Raw genomic sequence first — 18,380 nt, forward strand, 5'->3', positions numbered from 1 at the left:
CGAGGTGGACTTGGCATTTCCGACCCGCATCATGCACACAGGTCCGGCGAGCGCGTGGGACAGTCTGCCCGTTTCCCCTTGCTGACGTCGCCTCGGACGGAGACCGCTGACACCGTTGCGCGGTAGTGGAAGTTAGCCTTCGGGGTGTGGGAGAGCAATCGGAAAGCCTGGTTTCGGTCGGTGTCGAGGACGGCGTTGCAACGATTCTGCTGACCCGGCCGCCAATGAACGCACTCGATACTCGCGTGCAGACGGGACTGCGGGAAGCAGCATTCGAGGTGACCGCGCGCCGCGATGTGCGCACGGTCGTCATCTACGGCGGACCCAAGGTCTTTGCCGCCGGCGCGGATGTCAAGGAGATGGCCGAGTGGGACCACGTCACCATGCTGGAGCGTTCGGGACTGTTGTCGGCGTCGTTTAGCGCGATCGCCAATATCCCAAAGCCGACGATCGCCGCCGTGACGGGCTATGCCCTCGGTGGTGGCCTGGAACTTGCCCTCTGTGCCGACTTCCGCATCGTTGGCGACAACGCGAAGCTCGGTCTGCCAGAGATTTTGCTCGGGATCATTCCCGGTGCTGGTGGCACCCAACGCCTGCCTCGCCTTATCGGGATTGCCAAGGCCAAGGAACTAATCTTCACGGGTCGCTTCGTGGACGCTCCGGAGGCCGAACGCATCGGCCTTGTCGACCGAGTTGTCGCCCCCGACGATGTCTACAGCGAATCACTCGCACTCGCAAAGCAGCTGGCGGCTGGCCCGGCGATCGCATTGCGGGCGGCCAAGAACGCCATCAATCGCGGACTTGAGGTTGATCTGGACACTGGGCTGGAGATCGAGCGGATGCAGTTCTCGCAGTTGTTTGCGACGCATGATCAGAAGTCGGGCATGGAGTCGTTCATCGAGCATGGGCCGGGCAAAGCAGAGTTTGAGGGGCGTTGATGTGAGCGCAGTTGAGGTAAGCGCAGATCAATTGGAAAAGGCCTGGGACGACCCACGGTTGGCGAACGTGCTCTATCACGATTGGGAAGCATCCACGTACGACGAGAAGTGGTCGATCTCCTACGATGAGCGCTGCATCAACTATGCGCGGGACAGGTTCGTCAAGACCGCTGGCCAGGACACTTGGCCGTACGAACGGGCACTGGAGATCGGCTGTGGCACCGGCTTCTTCATGCTCAATCTCCGGCAGGCCGGCGTGCTGACCAACGGTGCTGTCACCGACATCTCCTCGGGGATGGTCGAGGTGGCCCAGCGCAATGCCCGGGGACTCGGGTTTGAGGTCGACGGGCGCGTCGCTGACGCTGAACGGGTGCCCTACGGCGACAACGAGTTCGACCTAGTCATCGGGCATGCGGTGCTGCATCACATTCCCGACGTCGAGCAGGCGTTGCGTGAGGCACTGCGGGTACTCAAACCCGGTGGTCGGTTCGTCTTCTGTGGTGAGCCGACGACGCACGGCGATGTCATCGCGCGTCGGCTGTCGCGACTGACGTGGTGGGCGACGTCGCAGATAGCCTCGATTCCAGGGGTGGGGGAGCGCTTTGCTCGGCCGCCAGCAGAACTCGAAGCGTCGTCTCGGGCTGCTTTGCTGGAATCGGTGGTTGACATTCACACGTTCGAGCCTGCCGACCTGCGTCGGACCGCCATCCGTTCCGGCGCCGTGGACGTCGAGACGGTCACCGAAGAGTTGACGGCGTCCTGGTTCGGATGGCCGATTCGCACGTTCGAATCAGCGGTCAAGCCCGGAGTGCTCGGCTGGAACTGGGCGAAGTTCGCGTTCCGCGGCTGGACGGCGCTGGCCACCGTAGATGAGCAGGTCTTCGCAAAGGTTGTTCCCGAGGGTCTGTTCTACAACGTGTGCATCACCGGCACTAAGCCGTAGCTCCCACGGCAACGCCTTACCGAGTCATGTTCAGTCGAACGCCCCGAGACCCGCGACAGGCGCGCTTCCTGACGTGGGCGTCTGTGAAGTGGGTCATTCGCAACCGGGCGTGGAATCGCTGGTACCTGCTGCGCTACTGGCGATTCATGCTTTTCCGGCTGCGAAACCCGCATGTGATCACCGAGGGATTCGTCTTCATCGGCAAAGACGTCACCCTCAGCGCGCGCAAGGGTTACGGCCGATTGATCATCGGTCGTTGGGTTCACTTCGGGCCCGGCAACCTGATCGATGCCCACGAGGGCACCCTGCGAATTGGTTCCAAGACCGTCTTCGGCCGGAGCAACACGGTGCAGAGTTACGTGGACGTTGAGATCGGTGGCAGTTGCATCATCGCGGACTGGGTGTACGTCTGCGATTTCGATCACGCGTTCGCCGATATCAACTCGCCGATTAAGGATCAGGGGCTTAATAAGGCACCTGTGCGAATCGGCCCAGACGTTTGGGTGGGAACCAAAGTCAGCGTGCTGCGTGGAACCACCGTCGGACCCGGGTGCGTCTTGGCCGCAAACAGTGTCGTGCGCGGTGACGTCGCGCCGATGTCAGTCGTCGGGGGAGTGCCAGCGCGGCTGCTCAAGGATCGCGTTGCGGCGTACAAGGCAGACGCGCAACGACGAGCAGATATTGCCGACATTGCGCGTAAGACCGCAGTTGCCGCTGAGCAGGCCCGGACGCAGACCCCTAGTGGTCAGTGACGGCTGGGTATCTCGACGCCAGCGATGCGTAGGTGGCGCAGGGGCGCGTCACGAGTCGGTTCGGGGCGTCAAGAGGTTGTCATCCGACGGCGCCGGGTCGAACACCCCGAGCGGGCGCGGATTCACCGCCGCCGCCGCGATTGCTCGGGCGTAGGTGGCGATCGTCTTATTGGCAATCACCGACCAGTCGAACTTGTCACCTAGTTGGCTGCTGAGCCGGGCTGCCATCGCGTCAGCTGCCGCACGATCATCGAGCTGAGAGCGCATTGTGTCGGCCAACTCGTTGGCGTCGCCAGCTGCAAACGTCCGACCCGTTTGCGCATCGGTCACGATGTCGTCAAGTCCGCCACGATCGGCGACGACGAGCGGGACCCCGAGCGCCCCTGCTTCCAACGCAACCAGCCCGAACGGCTCGTAGAGACTTGGAACGACCACCAGGTGGGCCGTCGCGGTCAGTTCGCGCAACTCCTGCTCCGGCACCCAGCCGCAGAAGGTGACTGTGCTGGATTGGATGAGATCGCGAGCCTGTTCCTGCAGGGTTGCTTGATACGTGCCCGTGCCGGCGACCAACAACTCGAGTTTCCGGTTTGGGTCGTCGGCCAGCATGGCGGCCGCCTCGAGCAACGTGTGGATTCCCTTCTCCCACTCCAGTCGCCCAAGGAAGAGGACCCGTGCCGTACCGGCCCGCCAATGATCCGCCCCGGTGGCCATGTCCTTGTCGGAAACTTGCCAGCGGTCGAGGTCGATTCCGTTCGGAATTACGTCGATGCGCTCGCTGGGCACGTGGAACAGGATGCCGACCTCGGCGCGCATGGCCCGCGAACATGCGATGACCACCTGCGCCTGGTTGGCGATCCGATATTCGGCGCCATGAATTCGGCGGGACAAACCACTGGTTACCCAACCCTGGTGACGACCCGCCTCGGTTGCGTGGATTGTGGCGACCAAAGGTGCCGGGCACGCCCGCCGCGCTGCCTCGGCCGATTGACCGACGACCCAATCATGGGCGTGCACCACATCTGGCTGCAGTGTCACCACGAGTGAGGCTGCTGCTTCTGCCATTCGGGCATCGAGCAGATCGACCCACGCGACGAGCTGATCGGGGTCGCGAGGAACCTCCGGCGTCGGTGGTGTCACCCGGAGTACGTCGACTCCTGCCATCCGTTCGCGCGATTTGGCGCCGGGACCCTGCTGGGTCAGCACTGTCACCTCGTGCCCTTGCCCAGCTTGTGCCTCGGCAAGGGCATGGACGTGGCGGCCCAATCCGCCGTAAACCAGCGGTGGGTACTCCCACGAGATGTGCAGAATTCGCATGCCGCTGGTCAGCTCGCCGAGTGCAGTAGTCGGCCGTCGAGTTGGCCGAAGGGGCCATCGCTGAGTCTCAGGGGGCTGGCGATGTCGAGGGCGGTCTGACGTGCCCCGGCGTCACCATCCAGGCAGTGTTCGAGCGCGCTGGCGAGGCGGTGGAAATCGGCATGGTGGGCACGGTGTCGGTCACTTGCGTACCCGGCAGCAGAGTCTTTGGTCACCATGAAGGCCCAGTCACTGGAAAGTGCAAGCAGCGCCGTACGCGCCAGTTGATCCAACGCTGGGTCACGCGTGGAAAAGTCACCGGCCGAGCCGAGCAGATCGCCGGTGAGTTTGCGCCAGCGACGCTGCAGGGCATCGTTGTCGGTGACGAAACTGGCGACGGCATCGCCAGCCCACACCGACCAATCCTTGTTGGAACCCCAGGATGAGTTCTGCGGGTCGGCCTTGCCAGCCACTGCTCCCCGATTGATCGCGTCGGCCAAGGTCGTGACCCGAACGCCGGCAGCAGGCAGGAGTCGCAGCACCTGTTCGAGCCACTGCGGCCCCTCGTGCCACCAGTGACCGAAGAGTTCGGTGTCGTAAGCAGCGACGACTAGGCCGGTCTTACCGTCGCGCTGTTCACGCAGGTCCGCCAACCGTTGTCGAACCACCTGCACAAAGTCGGCCGCATCGGCCGCAACGGCCGCTTGTACCCGGTCAGGGTCATAGTGCTGCTTGTCATCCGAATGCGTGGAAGTCGAGGTGACGCGAGCGTGCCTGATACCCGTCTCGTGGTGGAAGGTGTGGAAGTCCCGATACCAGGGCCCGCCTGGATAGCCGCGGCGCGGCGACCAGACTCGGTAGGTCACCTCCAAGTCCCGACCGAAGGCCACCACGTCTGAGTCACCAACCGTCCATGCGTCGGCGGTGGAGCGCCCGACGTGCAGCAACGTTGGGCCGTCAACCATGAAGTGCCCGACCCCGGCTGCCGCGTAGGTAGCTTCCAGCCCCGGTCGATAGCCACACTCCGGCGCCCAGATGCCCTGGGGAGCCTGACCCACTCGCGACTTGGCATCGGCCAGCCCAGCGTCCAGCGCGAACGCCGCCACCTCGTCATCGAGCAGCGGCTGGAACGGATGCGTTGCTGGACCGCCAAGTAGCTGCACGGCGTTGCCGTCCAACAGCGGCCGCAGGACTGCGGACCCGCCGTTGCGCCAGTGAGTCTCGAACAAGCCGTTTGCTCGCCGCGCGAGCGCCGCCTCGTGACCGGCGACCTCGCGTAGTTGCCCGTTTGGGTCGGTCGCCAGTTGATGCGCCCGCTCATGCCAGAAGCCGAGCCACGTGTGGAAGTTCGCCAGACAGTAGGGGTCGTCAAGTTGGGCAGCCAGTACCGGCGTCATGCCAAGCGTCACGAGGTTCTGGCGGCCTTCCTCGGCCAATCGGTTGAGAACCTCGAACACCGGCAGATAGGACGTCGCCCAGGATTGGTAGAGCCACTCCTCGCCCACCGGCCACGACCCGTGGTGGGCCAGCCACGGCAGGTGCGAGTGCAGCACGAGACAGAATGTGCCGACCTCGTCGGTTGCGGATTCGGTCACGCCTGCCCCTGCTTTGGCTTGCGCGCGACCACTATCAAGTCAGCACAATCCGCCAATTGTTCTGTTTGGATGCGGAAGTCGGCCGTCGTGATCGAGGCGACCGCCGCCGCGAGCTCCGGGTGATCGGTCAAGAGCACGTCGCCACTAACGGCGGCCGCGATCTGCGCCGCGACCATGTCGCCGTGGCGCGCTTCCCACTCCTGCAATGCAGCACCGTGGTTCAGGCCAGACACTTTGACTTCGGCGAAGCCCGTGCGGCGCAGCAAGTACTGGAGTTGATCGGCGTCGAACTCCTCGACGTGGAAGGGGTTGGTGGGCTTTGCGCCACGGGCCAATCCGGGCGAGAAAGTCAATCGATTCGGGGTGGACAGCACACAGAGGCCACCGGGAGTCAGCACCCGCAGAGCCTCGCGCAGGAAGCCGGGCAGGTCCCACAAGTGTTCGATGACCTGCATGCTGACCATCGCCGACGTGCTTGCCTCGCGAACCGGGAAGGTGTCCAGGTTGGCCTGACAGGCAGTGAGGCTGCCGCGGTAGTGGTTGTGTGCGTGGGTCACGGCTGACTGGTCGAGTTCCAGCCCCAGCGCCTGCGCACCGGCCTGTGCCAGTAGGGCTGTGCCATAGCCCTCGCCGCAACCGGCATCGAGGACGAGTTGGCCGGCCAGGTCGTCAGAGAATGACTCAATGACCCACTCGTAAGCCACTTCATGGCGGCGGAACCAGTAGTTCTCCGCCGGAATACCGGGGACGGTTCGCTCACCTGTCAGCGGCAACGAACGCTGCGAATCGGTCACAACTCCCACATCACGACGATAGATGCCGCAGGGCGTGACCGTGTGGGGGGCCGTTAACGCGCGTTATTACCAACCGGTAACATCGGACGGGAAGTTGTTTGCAGTGACCCCCTCTGCCACACAGCAGAGCCCCAATTGGAGGTCGAGTCTCGACTATGAAGATCGCAGTCTGCGTTAAGCAGGTCCCAGATACCTGGGCAGAGAAGAAGCTCAGTGACAGCGACAAAACGCTCGACCGCGCGTCCGTCGACGGTGTCATGAACGAGCTCGATGAGTACGCGGTGGAAGAGGCGCTGCAGATCGCAGAGGCCAACAGCGGCGAAGTCGTCGTCATCACCATGGGACCTGAGAAGGCCACCGAGACCGTCCGCAAAGCCTTGAGCATGGGCGCCGACTCGGCGATTCATCTGCAGGACGAGTCGCTGCACGGGTCCGATGCGCTCGGCACATCACTGGCACTCGCGAAGGTCATTGAGGGTCGCGAGTTCGACTTGGTGATCTTCGGTTCCGAATCAACCGACGCCCGCATGAGCGTGGTGCCAGCCATGGTTGCCGCTCGACTTGGGGTTGCCCAACTGACGTTCGCCAACAAGGTGGAGATCAGCGGCAGCGATGTCAAGATCAACCGTCAGACCGAAGCTGGCTACGACGAGGTCAGCGGTGCCACCCCTGCGGTGGTTTCCGTCGTTGAGAAGATCAATGAGCCTCGCTACCCATCCTTCAAGGGCATCATGGCTGCCAAGAAGAAGCCGGTCGAGACACTCGCACTCGCAGACATCGGTGTCGACGCCGCAGCCGTCGGGCTCGCCGGGTCCGCCTCCGAGGTCGTTGAGTTCGCCGCAGCGCCTCCCCGCGCTGCTGGTGTCGTTGTCACCGATGAGGGTGACGGCGGCGTCAAGATCGCCGATTTCCTGTCCTCGCAGAAGTTCATCTAAGGAGTCCGTGAGTCATGGCTGAAGTCCTCGTACTTGTCGACCACGTCGACGGAACTGTCAAGAAGGTCACGCTCGAACTGCTGACGCTGGCGCGCACGCTCGGTGAGCCCTCCGCTGTGTTCATCGGCGACGGTGCCGACACGGCACTGCCAACGCTGGCTGAGTACGGCGCGGTCAACGTCTATGTCGCTGACGCGGCTGAACTGACAGCACACCCGGTAGCACCCATTGCCGAGGTGCTTGGGCAGTTGGTGGCCGACAAGTCCCCAGCCGCAGTGTTGATCCCTTCGAGTGCTGATGGCAAAGAGGCCGCTGGCCGACTCGCTGTTGCTCTCAACAGCGGTGTCATCACCGACGCTGTCGGAATCGACGCCGACCTGACGGCCACCCAGTCGATCTTCGGTGGCGGTGTCATCGTCAAGGCCAAGGTTGGCAGCGGAACCCCGATCATCACTGTGCGACCCAACAGCACTGCGCCCGAGGCTGCTGCTGCTGCGGGTACTCGCTCCGATGTGACTGTCGCGCTGTCCGAGGCCGCCACCAAGGCCAGCACCACCAACCGCGTTGCCGAGCAGAAGGGCGCTCGCCCGGAACTCGCTGAGGCGGCAGTTGTGGTTTCCGGCGGCCGCGGCGTGGCCGGACCGGAAGGCTTCGAGGTCATCGAGAAGCTGGCCGATTCCCTCGGCGGCGCCGTCGGTGCCTCGCGCGCGGCGACGGACGCTGGTTGGTACCCCCACCAGTACCAGGTGGGCCAGACCGGCAAGACGGTCTCTCCGCAGCTCTACATCGCCAATGGCATCTCCGGTGCGATCCAGCACCGCGCTGGCATGCAGACCTCTAAGACGATCGTCGTGGTCAACAAGGACCCCGAAGCGCCGATCTTCGAGTTGGCCGACTACGGAGTGGTGGGCGATTTGTTCGCCGTTGTGCCGCAACTCACCGAGGAAGTTGCCAAGCGCAAGGGCTAGTCACCGCTAGCTTTTGTATTAGTAACGAGCCCGTGTGAAAACCGTGCTCATGGGTGTCCGTCAACCCCGTTAGCACGGTTTTCACACGGGCTCGTTGCCTGTCCAGCGGGTTCCGGACGGCATTCATTGGACCCACGCTGGCGCGCGGGAGCCTGCTGAATTCATCGCCGCTGCGCTGCAAGCTGACTACAGTCGCGTGCTCTGACGACACTCGGCCGAGGCTGATCGGCGATGTCACCTTAGAATCGACTGCGTGGCGAACTCCCCGGGATCAGCGCGTGCCACGGCATTCCTTGATCATGCTGCGACCACCCCGGTTCGCCCGGCCGCCCGGGCGGCGATGCTTGCGCAGCTTGATCAGACTGGAAACGCGTCAAGCCTGCACACGTCCGGGCGACGCGCTCGCCGGGTGGTGGAGGAATCCAGGGAGACCATCGCCGGGCACCTGAATGTTCGTCCCAGCGACGTCATCTTCACCTCAGGGGGCACCGAGTCCGACAACCTCGCCCTCAAGGGCCTCTACTGGTCGGCGCGGGCCGCAGATCCGACGAGACGGGTCGTCTTGGTGTCGGCGATCGAGCACCACGCGGTGCTTGATCCGGCGCAATGGCTCGTTCACCATGAGCAAGCTGAGCTGGTGCTGATCCCGGTTGACCGGACCGGTGTCGTTGACCTGGAGGCGTTCGAACAACTGCTCGCCCGGCACCGCGACAGCCTCGCGTTGGTGAGCGTCATGTGGGCAAACAACGAGACTGGCGCCATTCAACCGCTCGCCCACATTGCTCGCCTCTGTGCCGAGGCGCGCGTGCCCCTGCACACCGATGCGGTTCAGGCGATCGGCTGGTTGTCGACGTCGGATGGCTGGCAGATTCCGCCAGCAGCCGTGAGCATCTCCGGCCACAAGTTCGGGGCCCCGATCGGCGTGGGCGCCCTCGTGGTTTCCGGACCCAGACTTGAGCCGCTGCTGCACGGCGGTGGCCAAGAGGTGGACGTCCGATCGGGCACTCTGGCGACCGCTTCGATCGCCGCGCTGGCGGCTGCCTACGAGCAATCCTGTGTCGTGCGCGACGAGGCGAGTCGCCACATTTCGGCATTGCGGAAGCGACTCGTCGCGGACATCCAAGCGGCGGTCCCTGGGGTCACCGTCAACCCAACTGCGAGCGAGGTTCTGCCGGGGATCGCCAACGTGTCGTTTCCTGACTGCGAAGCCGATGCGCTGCTGATGCTCCTTGATGCCGCCGGTGTCGAGTGTTCGGCTGGCAGCGCCTGCACGGCTGGTGTCCCCAGGCCCAGCCACGTCCTGTTGGCCATGGGTGTCTCGGAGCCGGTTGCTCGAGGTTCGCTTCGGTTGAGCCTGGGCTGGAACTCAACAGATGCCGACGTGGATGCAGCCGTCGCGGCGCTACCCGATGCCGTCGCGCGAGCGCAGAACGCGGTCGGGAAATCCCGCGCCCGAGCCGCCGCCCGGGCAGTTGCGCGATGAACGCGTCGCGGTTGCGTGTCGTCGCAGCGATGTCCGGCGGAGTTGACTCTGCGGTTGCCGCCGCGCGGGCAGTCGACGCGGGTCACGACGTCGTCGGAGTTCACCTGGCGTTGTCGATGAACCCGGCGCAAACGGCGGAGAAGGCCCGCGGCTGTTGCACCCTGTCCGACGCCAGAGACGCGCGCAGGGCCGCCGACGCGCTGGGGATCCCGTTCTACGTATGGGACATGGCAGCGGAGTTCTCCGAGGATGTGATCGACGACTTTGTGGCTGAGTACTCTGCGGGTCGCACCCCCAACCCGTGTATGCGCTGCAACGAACGAATCAAGTTCGCCGCGGTTCTTGATCGGGCGTTGGGCCTGGGCTTCGATGCAGTGTGTACCGGCCACTACGCGCAGGTCGTCGACATTGGCGGACGCGCGGAGCTTCACCGGGCGATCGACCCCGGCAAGGATCAGTCCTACGTGCTCGGTGTACTCACCGGGGAGCAGATCGCTGCGTCGATGTTCCCACTGGGAGACTCGCTGAAGTCCGACGTTCGCGACGAGGCCGCCGCCCGTGGACTGCTCGTCGCCAACAAACCGGACAGCCACGACATCTGCTTCATCCCCGACGGTGACACCGCCGGATGGCTGCGCAGTCGGCTGGGTTCCTCACCCGGCGACATCGTCGACGTCGAGTCTGGCGACGTGCTCGGGCAGCACGATGGTGCCTTCGGCTACACGATCGGGCAGCGCAAGGGCTTGGGTATCACCACTCCGGCAGCCGACGGTGGCGCCCGCTATGTGGTCGGTGTCGATCCCCGCAGTCGTACGGTGATGGTCGGCCCACCCACGCTGCTGGAAGTCGATGTGATCACCGGAATCAAGGCGCGGTGGGCCAACGAGCCGATTGACCTTGGTTCCGACTGTGGGGTGCAAATTCGAGCACACGGAGAAGAAGTTCCCGCGACGATCACCGCAGTTGAACCCGAGGGATCCGTCACTGTGACCTTGGCGGAGCCGCTGCGGGGTGTGGCCGCAGGCCAGGCGTTGGTGATCTATGACGGCACCAGAGTCGTCGGGTCGGTCACCATCTCGGCCACGAGGCGGACGCGGCAACCGGTTGCTTGACGACTAGCGCCACACCGTCACACCCGCTTCCAGCGCAACGAGTTCAGTAGCGCGTCTCCAAGTGCACCGCCTGCAACACCTTGGTGCTGACGTCGTAGGGCGACGGCGTGACGATGTCGAACCTGACCGAGATGGTTCGGAGTCCGGCCGCCATCGCGATCGCACTGAGCTGAGCAATCCCCACCGGCACAGACCAAGCACTCAGTGCGGTGTACGTGACTGCGGCGGCGAGAGCGGCGGCCGCGTACAGATGACCGGGCTGCAACATGTCCGGCTTCTCGTGGACCAGGACGTCACGCAGCACAGCACCACCGATAGCTGAGACGGTTCCCACGAAGATGATCCCGATCGTTGGGATTCCGAGTTGCTGAGCCTTGCTGGCGCCGAGCAGTACCCAGACCCCGATCATGAGCGTGTCGACACCGACGTAGACGGGCTGAAATCGGGCCGCCCCCTTGGCGAAGAACAAACCGACGATGGCTCCGATCGTCGCGTACAACTGGTAGCGCGGATTGCTGAGCAGGGCGGGCACGCCGTTCTGCAACAGAATGTCGCGAATGATGCCGCCGCCAACGCCCGTGCAAAAAGCGACGATCAGCACGCCGAACCAGTCCAGGCCTCGTCTGGTTGCGGCCATCGCACCGGTCAGAGCCCCGAAGAGGATGGCGATGGCATCGAGGAAGCCCGGAACTGCCAGCGAATTGCTCATGACGATCGTTGATCCGAATCACTGAAGCTTTTGTCGCCCGGCTTGACCGTGAGGTCGGTGACTTTGCGCTTGCCTCGGTACCAAAAGCCCCAGACGGAATCGGCAAGCTCGTTGGCTGGTCGCGTTCCCCACCCCAGCCAGTGGGCGCCGATGCGCAATCCGAGGGCGACGGCCATGGCGATGAACTGGGCCAGCACGATGTTGGTCTTGATTGCGAGGAGCGCGACAAAGACAGAGGTCGAGGCAAGTGCCGCGATCGCGACGAACGACCCCGGTCGCACAATCCGAGGGGCTGTGCCGGAAAGGATGTCGCGCAGCACGATTCCTCCGACCGCAGTCACGACACCGGTGAGCACAGCCGATGAGTAACCCAAACCAAGCTTGAGCGCCGGAGTTGCGCCGACTGTGCACAGAAAGCCGATTGCCAGGCCCTCCAAAACCACGAGCGCTCCGTTGACACGTGAAATCAGGCCCGCAAAGAAGAACCCAAAGACTGCCACCGCCCCAGCGGTCGCCAGGAACCCCGGCTTGGTGAGGACGACTGGCGTGCCGTCTTGGAGCACGATGTCGCGCAGGAGCAGACCGCCCACCCCGGAAACAATGGCGATGCTCAAAATGCCAATGACATCGAAGCCACGTTTGGCGGCGTCGACCGCTCCCGCCAGGCCAGAGACCGCGACGGCGACGTAGGGCGCCCATGTTGGCAGCGTGATCAACACGCCCGCGATTTCCACACCCTTGGACACAACCACTGAGGTTAGTCGCGGACTACCGTGGTTGGGTGGTCCGCGTGGGCATGTCTGACGAGTTGGTGGCTCAATGTCACCGATGACCGTGAAACCCGCAGCCTCGACGGCCGTAGGTTCGTTCCCTGGCGTGGATCCGTGGGAGACCGCAGCGGTCATTCGCGGTGAGTTCCCCGAATTGCCTGTGCTCGCCGAGTTGCCGGCGCGGGGGCCAGGCGCGGACATGATCGGCCGCGCGCTGGCATTGCTGGCCGGCACTGTTAGTCCTGAGTTCGCGGCCACGACCACCACGACGGGGTGGCGGCTCGCTTCGCAAACCTCGGCGCAGTTGCCCGCAACCATGAGGCGTGGGCTGGCCTGGCTCGGCGAGGACCTAGACGCGACGCAATCCCACTGGGACACCTACTCGGGACCCTTCAAGGTCCAACTCGTTGGGCCCTGGACCTTGGCCGCTGCCGTCGAGGGGAAGAACGGCGAGGCGCTCGTCTTCGACCAGGGCGCCGTTCGTGACCTGGCTGCAGCGTCTGCACAGGCAGCGTCGCTGCACATCGACGATATTCGCCAACGGTTGCCCGGTGCGCAGATCGTCATTCAGTTCGATGAGCCATCATTGCCCGCTGTTCTCGCTGGCCGCATTCGAACCCAGAGCGGGTGGGGTGCGTGCCCGCCCGTCCCCGAGCCAGCAGCCAGGGCAGTCCTCAGCGAGCTGCTCGCCAGCGTCATGCTCACCCCGGCCTCAACGGCGATCCATTGCTGTGGCCGCGATGCCCCAATCGACCTGATCCGCCAGACCGGTGCGCAGATCGTCTCGATTGACCTGACCAGTGACCGCGGCGAGGCCAGCGACGAGGAATTTGGAAACCTACTGGATTCCGACGCGTTGCTCATGGCAGGTGTTGTTGATCCGATGGGTCGGCCCGACAACCTCACACCAGCTGCTGTGCTTCGACCACTGTTGACCGTTCTCAGCCGGCTGTCGGTGTCATACGGTGAGGCCAGTGGGCGGCTGCTGCTCTCGCCAAGTTGTGGCCTGGCCGGGGTTGCCTCGTTGGCGGCGACTCGGCCGATTTCCAAAGCACTGGTAGCCGCTGGACGTGCACTACGCGATGACGATGCGCAGACCGCAGAAAGGCAAGGGCGTTGAGCAACCCGACCAAGCCGGACAGGAACCGTTGGCAAGAACTCGTCGATGGGATCAACGACGCTCGGATCCGCTACTACCAGCGCGATGCTCCCACCATCGATGACGGCGAGTATGACGCTCTCTATCGCGAATTGGTTGATCTGGAAACCGCGTTCCCCATGCTGGTTACCGGTGACTCGCCCACCCAGACCGTGGGTGGTGCTCGATCGGAGATGTTTGATCCGGTCGAACATCTGGAACCGATGATGAGTCTGGACAACGCGTTCGGGATGGCGGAGTTGACGGCTTGGACCGACCGCATCGTCAAGGAACTGACCGAGCTGCCTGCGTTGTTGTGCGAGCTGAAAGTCGATGGGCTTGCCGTCGATTTGGTCTATCGCCGCGGCCGGTTGCAATCGTTGGCGACTCGCGGCGATGGACGAACAGGTGAGGACGTGACCGCCAACGTCCGGTTCCTACCGGCGATCCCGACCGAACTGGTGGCCGGCGCTGACTCGCTGCCGATTCCCGAACTGCTTGAGGTCCGCGGCGAGGTCTACTTTCCGGTAGCCGAGTTCAGCAAGATCAACGATCAGATGCTGGAGCTTGGCCGATCGCCGTTCGCCAACCCCCGCAACGCGGGCGCGGGGACTCTGCGCCAACGGGTCGACAAACGCGAGCGCGAGCTCGCCAATGCTGTGAAAGCGCTGGAGCAGGCCAGCAACCCGGGCGTGTCAAGCCGAGCCCAACTGCGTGTCGACCGACTCCAGGCAGATTTGGATCGAGCCACGCGCGCACTGGCAGCGTTGCGACTGGTCGTGCACGGGGTAGGCGCCCGGAAGGGATTTGAACCCACCCACCAATCCAAGGCATATGCGGCGCTTGCTGGCTGGGGGCTGCCGGTCTCCGACCGCGTGACGGTTCACCGGGAACTCGCTGAGGTGCAGTCCTACATCGACTACTACGGCGAGAACCGTCACGAGGTCAGCCATGAGATCGACGGGGTGGTCGTCAAGGTCGATGCTTTCGACCTGCAGGCCCGCCTCGGATTCACATCGCGTGCGCCCCGATGGGCCATCGCCTACAAGTACGCCCCAGAGGTAGTGCGCACCAGACTGCTGGACATTCAGGTGAACGTCGGGCGGACCGGTCGGGTCACTCCGTTTGCCGTGATGGAGCCGGTGCAGGTGTCCGGCACGACCGTGTCTATGGCGACCCTGCACAACGCCGCGGAGGTGGTCCGCAAGGGCGTCCTCATCGGTGACACCGTTTTCCTCCGGAAGGCGGGTGAGATCATCCCGGAGGTCCTCGGCCCCGTCGTCGAAGACCGCGACGGCAGCCAACGCGCGTTTGTCATGCCCACCCATTGCCCGGTCTGTGGCACCTTGCTGGCACCCGCCAAGGAGGGCGACGTCGACATCCGATGCCCGAACCACCGGTCGTGCCCAGCGCAATTGCGGGAGCGACTCTTCCATGTGGGAACCCGCGGGTCGATGGACATTGAGGGGCTGGGCTGGAAGGCAGCGCAGGCGCTGCTGCAAGATCACTTGGTCGAGGATGAAGGGGACCTGTTTGGTCTCACGGCTCCGGACCTGTTGCGCAGTACCTTCTTCACGCGCGCTCCCGAGCACGGCGAGCAGGGCGCGCAACTGTCTGAGCACGCGCGGACGCTGCTTTCCGAGCTTGCGGCGGCAAGACGGCGCCCGCTGTGGCGGGTGCTGGTCGCCCTGTCGATTCGCCACGTCGGACCGACAGCAGCGCAGGCGCTTGCCCGCGAGTTCGGAAGTATCGACGCGATCGCAACCGCAACTGCCGACCAGTTGGCGAGCGCCGAAGGTGTCGGCCCGATCATCGCTGAGGCAGTGGTCGAATGGTTCGGCGAAGACTGGCACCGTGCTGTGCTCGAGAAGTGGGGCCAAGCCGGGGTTCGCCTCGCCGAAGAGCGCACCTCCTCGGGTCCGCTACCGCTTGCCGGCGTGACCGTGGTGATTACCGGCACTCTGGCGGGCATCACCCGAGACGAGGCGACGGCTCAACTAGCCGAGCTGGGTGCCAAAGTCACTGGGTCGGTCTCGAAGAAGACCACTGCGCTTATTGCCGGCGACAGCCCTGGTTCCAAGTTCGACAAAGCGCAGTCCCTCGGAGTCCCGATCCTGGATGTGGCTGGACTCCGACGCCTCATTGACGAAGGCCCAGCGGCCTTGCCAGAGCACCCGCAATAGGTGCAGTCGGCTCGGATAGGGCCGTACTACCCGCGAACCGGCGTGGCCGACCTCGATGCGCAGGCCAGTGGCTGTCAGGATGACTCGCATGGCTTCAGTGACCGCAACGCACCGCACCCCAAAGAGCGCCAAGCGAATGTCCGGCCGTGACCCGTCGGTGCAACAGTCCGATTCCACTCCGGCAGGAATGTCAACCGCTAGCGATACCGAACAACAAATCGAAGATCTCCTGGCTACCTACCGGACCGTGCCGCACGTGCTGCCGGGTCGAGGCGAGCCACCGGTGGAGACCTTCCCGGGCCGGATCGTCGAGGCGGGCCAGCGCGAGGTGCTCCTTCGGTCCACGCCCAACTTCGGCCAGCCCGGAGTGCGTCACGCTGTCTACGTCCACGGTCTGGGAGGGGCGGCGCGCAATTGGACGGACTTGATGCATCTGCTCGCGCCAGTGGCCGGTGGAATCGCCCCCGATCTGCCGGGATTTGGCAAGTCGAGTCCACCGAAAGATGGCGACTATTCCCTTCCCGCGCACGCCCAAGTCGTCGTGCGATTGATCGAAGACCGCTGTGTCGGCCCTGTTGACTTGTTCGGCAATTCGATGGGTGGCGCGATCGCGACCCGGATCGCTGCGCTGCGACCCGACTTGGTTCGGACGTTGACCTTGGTGTCCCCGGCCTTGCCTGACCTACGACCCAAACTCAGCGTCGCGCCGATCATCTTGCAGTCAACGCCGCTGCTTCGCGATGTGGCCCGACGTGTTCTGCGCACAGGTGACCCCGAGCGCGCAGTCGATCGGATGCACGAGGCCTGCTACGCGGACCCCAGCCTGGTCTCGGCCGCTCGCCGCGACGAGCAGATCGAGGAGACTGCCTGGCGTTTGCGCACCGGAGTCTCGGCAGTGGCACTGCGGCAGTCGGCCCGAGGCCTGGTTGACGCCTACATCCCGGGCCGACCCGGATACCTGTGGCCACTGGCTGAGCGTGTGGAATGTCCCACGCTGGCGATCTTCGGAACCCACGACAAGTTGGTTGACTCACGCCTCGCTGATCGGGCCGCTCGGTCCTTCCACAACGGTCGGGTTGTCACCCTTCCCGAGATGGGTCACGTTGCCCAGCTTGAAGCCCCGGAGAAGGTGGCCCAGATGGTGCTGACGATGTGGGCCGACACCCACGCTTGAGTCTGACCGCTGGGGCATCTGCACGCCCCGCGTTGGTGCCCGGCGCGACCTTCATAGGATGCCCGCATGACTGAAGAGACTTCCCTGACAGCTGAGCAGGTGGCGCACTTGGCCAGATTGGCCCGATTGCAGCTCTCGGAGGACGAGGTGGTTCTCTACGCAGGTCAACTCGATCAGATCCTGCACTCGGTGCAGCAGGTATCCACAGTCGCTGCCGATGACGTCGTGCCGATGTCGCACCCCCAGTCACTGGTCAACGTGTGGCGGGTGGATGAGGTCGCCGTCACCCTGAGCAAAGATCAGGCCCTGTCCGGTGCGCCCGCAGTCGAAGACGAGCGATTCCGTGTGCCCCGCATCCTGGACGGTGAGTGACGTGACGACGGCACAGACCGGGCAACACCTGTATCGGCTGTCTGCGGTGGAGATTGCTCGCGCGATTGCTGCGGGCGAGGTCACCGCGCTGCAGGTGACAAACGAGCACCTCGCCCGCATCGATGCCATTGACGGGAAACTCCATGCATTCCTGCATGTGGACTACGAGGGTGCCCGCGAACAGGCCTGTGCCGTCGACGCCAAGATCGCTGCGGGACAGACCCTCGGACCACTGGCCGGGGTTCCGGTCGCGCTCAAGGATGTCTTCGCCCAGCAGGACGTGCCGACCACGGCGGGCTCCCGGATCCTGGCGGGCTGGAAGCCGCCGTACGACGCGACCGTGGTGGCGCGGCTGCGCGCGGCCGATTGCGTCATTCTTGGCAAGACCAACATGGACGAGTTCGCGATGGGGTCGTCCACCGAGCACTCCGGTTACGGCCCCACCCACAATCCCTGGGACCTTGACCGGATCCCGGGCGGTTCCGGCGGTGGATCAGCTGCGGCGGTCGCCTCCTACGAGGCACCGCTGGCAGTCGGCACCGACACTGGCGGATCGATCCGTCAGCCAGCCGCCGTCACCGGCAGTGTGGGCGTCAAACCCACGTACGGGGGAGTCTCCCGCTACGGCCTGATCGCCCTGGCATCCTCGCTGGATCAAGCGGGACCATGTGCCCGCACGGTCGCCGACGCAGCGCTGCTGCACGAGGCCCTCGCCGGTCACGACCCGCGTGACTCAACCAGCCTTGACCTACCAGTTCCCGAGGTTGTCGCCGCCGCCAGCAAGGCCGACGTTCGCGGACTCAAAGTCGGCCTGGTCAAGCAACTGCGCGGTGAGGGCTATCAGGCAGGCGTTCAACAGCGCTTCGATGAGGCAGTCGAGCTTCTGCGCGAGCTCGGGGCAGAGGTCACCGAGGTCGATTGCCCGCACTTCGAATACGCGATGGCTGCCTACTATTTGATTCTGCCAAGTGAGGCGTCCTCGAACCTGGCTCGCTTCGATGGAATGCGGTTCGGCCTACGAGCAGGCGACGACGGAGATGCCAACGTCGAACAGGTGATGGCCGCCACCCGGGAAGCTGGGTTCGGTGCGGAGGTCAAGCGGCGGATCATGCTCGGAACCTATGCGCTGTCCAGTGGGTATTACGACGCCTACTACGGCCAAGCGCAGAAGGTTCGAACGCTGATCGCGCAGGACTTCGCCAATGCGTTTGCCGACGTGGA

At 64.4% G+C, this 18,380-nt stretch carries 17 protein-coding genes; 12 read left to right on the forward strand and 5 right to left on the reverse strand.

Annotated features, from left to right (window positions below; translation table 11 throughout):
- Positions 1-224: 224 nt before the first annotated feature.
- The 3 genes from KAZ48_04250 (at position 225) to KAZ48_04260 (ending at position 2,633) form a co-directional block, all read left to right on the forward strand.
- On the forward strand, positions 225-938 hold the full coding sequence (locus KAZ48_04250) for an enoyl-CoA hydratase/isomerase family protein (GenBank protein ID MBP7971988.1): 714 nt from the start codon (positions 225-227) through the stop codon (positions 936-938).
- Positions 868-1,881, forward strand: a complete 1,014-nt coding sequence (locus tag KAZ48_04255) for a class I SAM-dependent methyltransferase (GenBank protein MBP7971989.1) — start codon at positions 868-870, stop codon at positions 1,879-1,881. The genes KAZ48_04250 and KAZ48_04255 overlap by 71 nt, the downstream gene beginning before the upstream one ends.
- Positions 1,882-1,964: 83 nt before the next feature.
- Positions 1,965-2,633, forward strand: coding sequence for an acyltransferase (locus KAZ48_04260; GenBank protein MBP7971990.1), 669 nt, complete (start codon positions 1,965-1,967; stop codon positions 2,631-2,633).
- 48 nt (positions 2,634-2,681) lie between these two features.
- Here the strand turns inward: KAZ48_04260 and KAZ48_04265 are convergent, their stop codons facing one another.
- The 3 genes from KAZ48_04265 to KAZ48_04275 are packed head-to-tail and all read right to left on the reverse strand — an operon-like array spanning position 2,682 to position 6,324.
- A complete protein-coding gene (locus tag KAZ48_04265) occupies positions 2,682-3,947 on the reverse strand; it encodes a glycosyltransferase family 4 protein (GenBank protein ID MBP7971991.1) in 1,266 nt (421 codons plus the stop codon).
- Between the two features lie 8 nt (positions 3,948-3,955).
- The gene (locus tag KAZ48_04270) at positions 3,956-5,521 is read right to left on the reverse strand and encodes a DUF1957 domain-containing protein (GenBank protein MBP7971992.1); all 1,566 of its coding nucleotides are present in this window, start codon (positions 5,519-5,521) and stop codon (positions 3,956-3,958) included.
- On the reverse strand, positions 5,518-6,324 hold the full coding sequence (locus KAZ48_04275) for a class I SAM-dependent methyltransferase (protein ID MBP7971993.1): 807 nt from the start codon (positions 6,322-6,324) through the stop codon (positions 5,518-5,520). Before KAZ48_04275 ends, KAZ48_04270 begins: the two co-directional genes overlap by 4 nt.
- A 146-nt stretch (positions 6,325-6,470) precedes the next feature.
- Between KAZ48_04275 and KAZ48_04280 the strand changes: the two genes are divergently transcribed.
- From KAZ48_04280 to mnmA, 4 genes are all read left to right on the forward strand, one after another.
- Positions 6,471-7,250 carry an electron transfer flavoprotein subunit beta/FixA family protein gene (locus tag KAZ48_04280; GenBank protein MBP7971994.1) on the forward strand — a complete coding sequence of 260 codons (780 nt, stop codon included), beginning with the start codon at positions 6,471-6,473 and terminating at the stop codon, positions 7,248-7,250.
- Between the two features lie 14 nt (positions 7,251-7,264).
- The gene (locus KAZ48_04285; GenBank protein ID MBP7971995.1) at positions 7,265-8,218 is read left to right on the forward strand and encodes an electron transfer flavoprotein subunit alpha/FixB family protein; all 954 of its coding nucleotides are present in this window, start codon (positions 7,265-7,267) and stop codon (positions 8,216-8,218) included.
- A 253-nt stretch (positions 8,219-8,471) separates the two neighbouring features.
- A complete protein-coding gene (locus KAZ48_04290) occupies positions 8,472-9,701 on the forward strand; it encodes a cysteine desulfurase (GenBank protein ID MBP7971996.1) in 1,230 nt (409 codons plus the stop codon).
- Positions 9,698-10,813: a tRNA 2-thiouridine(34) synthase MnmA gene (gene mnmA / locus KAZ48_04295; protein MBP7971997.1), complete on the forward strand. Its 1,116-nt coding sequence runs from the start codon at positions 9,698-9,700 to the stop codon at positions 10,811-10,813. The genes KAZ48_04290 and mnmA overlap by 4 nt, the downstream gene beginning before the upstream one ends.
- A gap of 43 nt (positions 10,814-10,856) precedes the next feature.
- Here mnmA and KAZ48_04300 read toward each other — a convergent pair whose 3' ends face one another.
- Both KAZ48_04300 and KAZ48_04305 read right to left on the reverse strand, forming a co-directional pair.
- Positions 10,857-11,522, reverse strand: coding sequence for a TRIC cation channel family protein (locus KAZ48_04300; GenBank protein MBP7971998.1), 666 nt, complete (start codon positions 11,520-11,522; stop codon positions 10,857-10,859).
- Entirely contained in the window at positions 11,519-12,268 is a 750-nt protein-coding gene (locus tag KAZ48_04305; protein ID MBP7971999.1) for a TRIC cation channel family protein, read from the reverse strand. The genes KAZ48_04300 and KAZ48_04305 overlap by 4 nt, the downstream gene beginning before the upstream one ends.
- An 82-nt stretch (positions 12,269-12,350) precedes the next feature.
- Here KAZ48_04305 and KAZ48_04310 point away from each other — a divergent pair, with 82 nt between their 5' ends.
- From KAZ48_04310 to gatA, 5 genes are all read left to right on the forward strand, one after another.
- Complete coding sequence (locus KAZ48_04310) at positions 12,351-13,412, forward strand: hypothetical protein (GenBank protein MBP7972000.1); 1,062 nt, start codon at positions 12,351-12,353, stop codon at positions 13,410-13,412.
- Positions 13,409-15,613, forward strand: a complete 2,205-nt coding sequence (gene ligA / locus KAZ48_04315) for an NAD-dependent DNA ligase LigA (protein ID MBP7972001.1) — start codon at positions 13,409-13,411, stop codon at positions 15,611-15,613. The genes KAZ48_04310 and ligA overlap by 4 nt, the downstream gene beginning before the upstream one ends.
- Positions 15,614-15,701: 88 nt before the next feature.
- A complete protein-coding gene (locus tag KAZ48_04320) occupies positions 15,702-16,787 on the forward strand; it encodes an alpha/beta hydrolase (GenBank protein MBP7972002.1) in 1,086 nt (361 codons plus the stop codon).
- A 66-nt stretch (positions 16,788-16,853) separates the two neighbouring features.
- The gene (gene gatC / locus KAZ48_04325; protein ID MBP7972003.1) at positions 16,854-17,159 is read left to right on the forward strand and encodes an Asp-tRNA(Asn)/Glu-tRNA(Gln) amidotransferase subunit GatC; all 306 of its coding nucleotides are present in this window, start codon (positions 16,854-16,856) and stop codon (positions 17,157-17,159) included.
- Between the two features lie 28 nt (positions 17,160-17,187).
- Positions 17,188-18,380, forward strand: a 1,193-nt coding sequence (gatA, locus tag KAZ48_04330; GenBank protein ID MBP7972004.1) for an Asp-tRNA(Asn)/Glu-tRNA(Gln) amidotransferase subunit GatA, incomplete at its 3' end; no start/stop codon positions are given.

This window comes from Candidatus Nanopelagicales bacterium (assembly GCA_018003655.1).
GTDB lineage: Bacteria > Actinomycetota > Actinomycetes > S36-B12 > UBA10799 > JAGNDY01.

Excerpts from the sequence above, each read along its gene's own strand:
- KAZ48_04250 (MBP7971988.1), top strand. The coding sequence starts at position 225 with ATGAACGCACTCGATACTCGCGTGCAGACGGGACTGCGGGAAGCAGCA.
- KAZ48_04255 (MBP7971989.1), top strand. The coding sequence starts at position 868 with ATGATCAGAAGTCGGGCATGGAGTCGTTCATCGAGCATGGGCCGGGCA.
- KAZ48_04265 (MBP7971991.1), bottom strand. The coding sequence starts at position 3,947 with ATGCGAATTCTGCACATCTCGTGGGAGTACCCACCGCTGGTTTACGGC.
- KAZ48_04280 (MBP7971994.1), top strand. The coding sequence starts at position 6,471 with ATGAAGATCGCAGTCTGCGTTAAGCAGGTCCCAGATACCTGGGCAGAG.
- KAZ48_04285 (MBP7971995.1), top strand. The coding sequence starts at position 7,265 with ATGGCTGAAGTCCTCGTACTTGTCGACCACGTCGACGGAACTGTCAAG.
- mnmA (MBP7971997.1), top strand. The coding sequence starts at position 9,698 with ATGAACGCGTCGCGGTTGCGTGTCGTCGCAGCGATGTCCGGCGGAGTT.
- KAZ48_04300 (MBP7971998.1), bottom strand. The coding sequence starts at position 11,522 with ATGAGCAATTCGCTGGCAGTTCCGGGCTTCCTCGATGCCATCGCCATC.
- KAZ48_04310 (MBP7972000.1), top strand. The coding sequence starts at position 12,351 with ATGACCGTGAAACCCGCAGCCTCGACGGCCGTAGGTTCGTTCCCTGGC.
- KAZ48_04320 (MBP7972002.1), top strand. The coding sequence starts at position 15,702 with ATGGCTTCAGTGACCGCAACGCACCGCACCCCAAAGAGCGCCAAGCGA.
- gatC (MBP7972003.1), top strand. The coding sequence starts at position 16,854 with ATGACTGAAGAGACTTCCCTGACAGCTGAGCAGGTGGCGCACTTGGCC.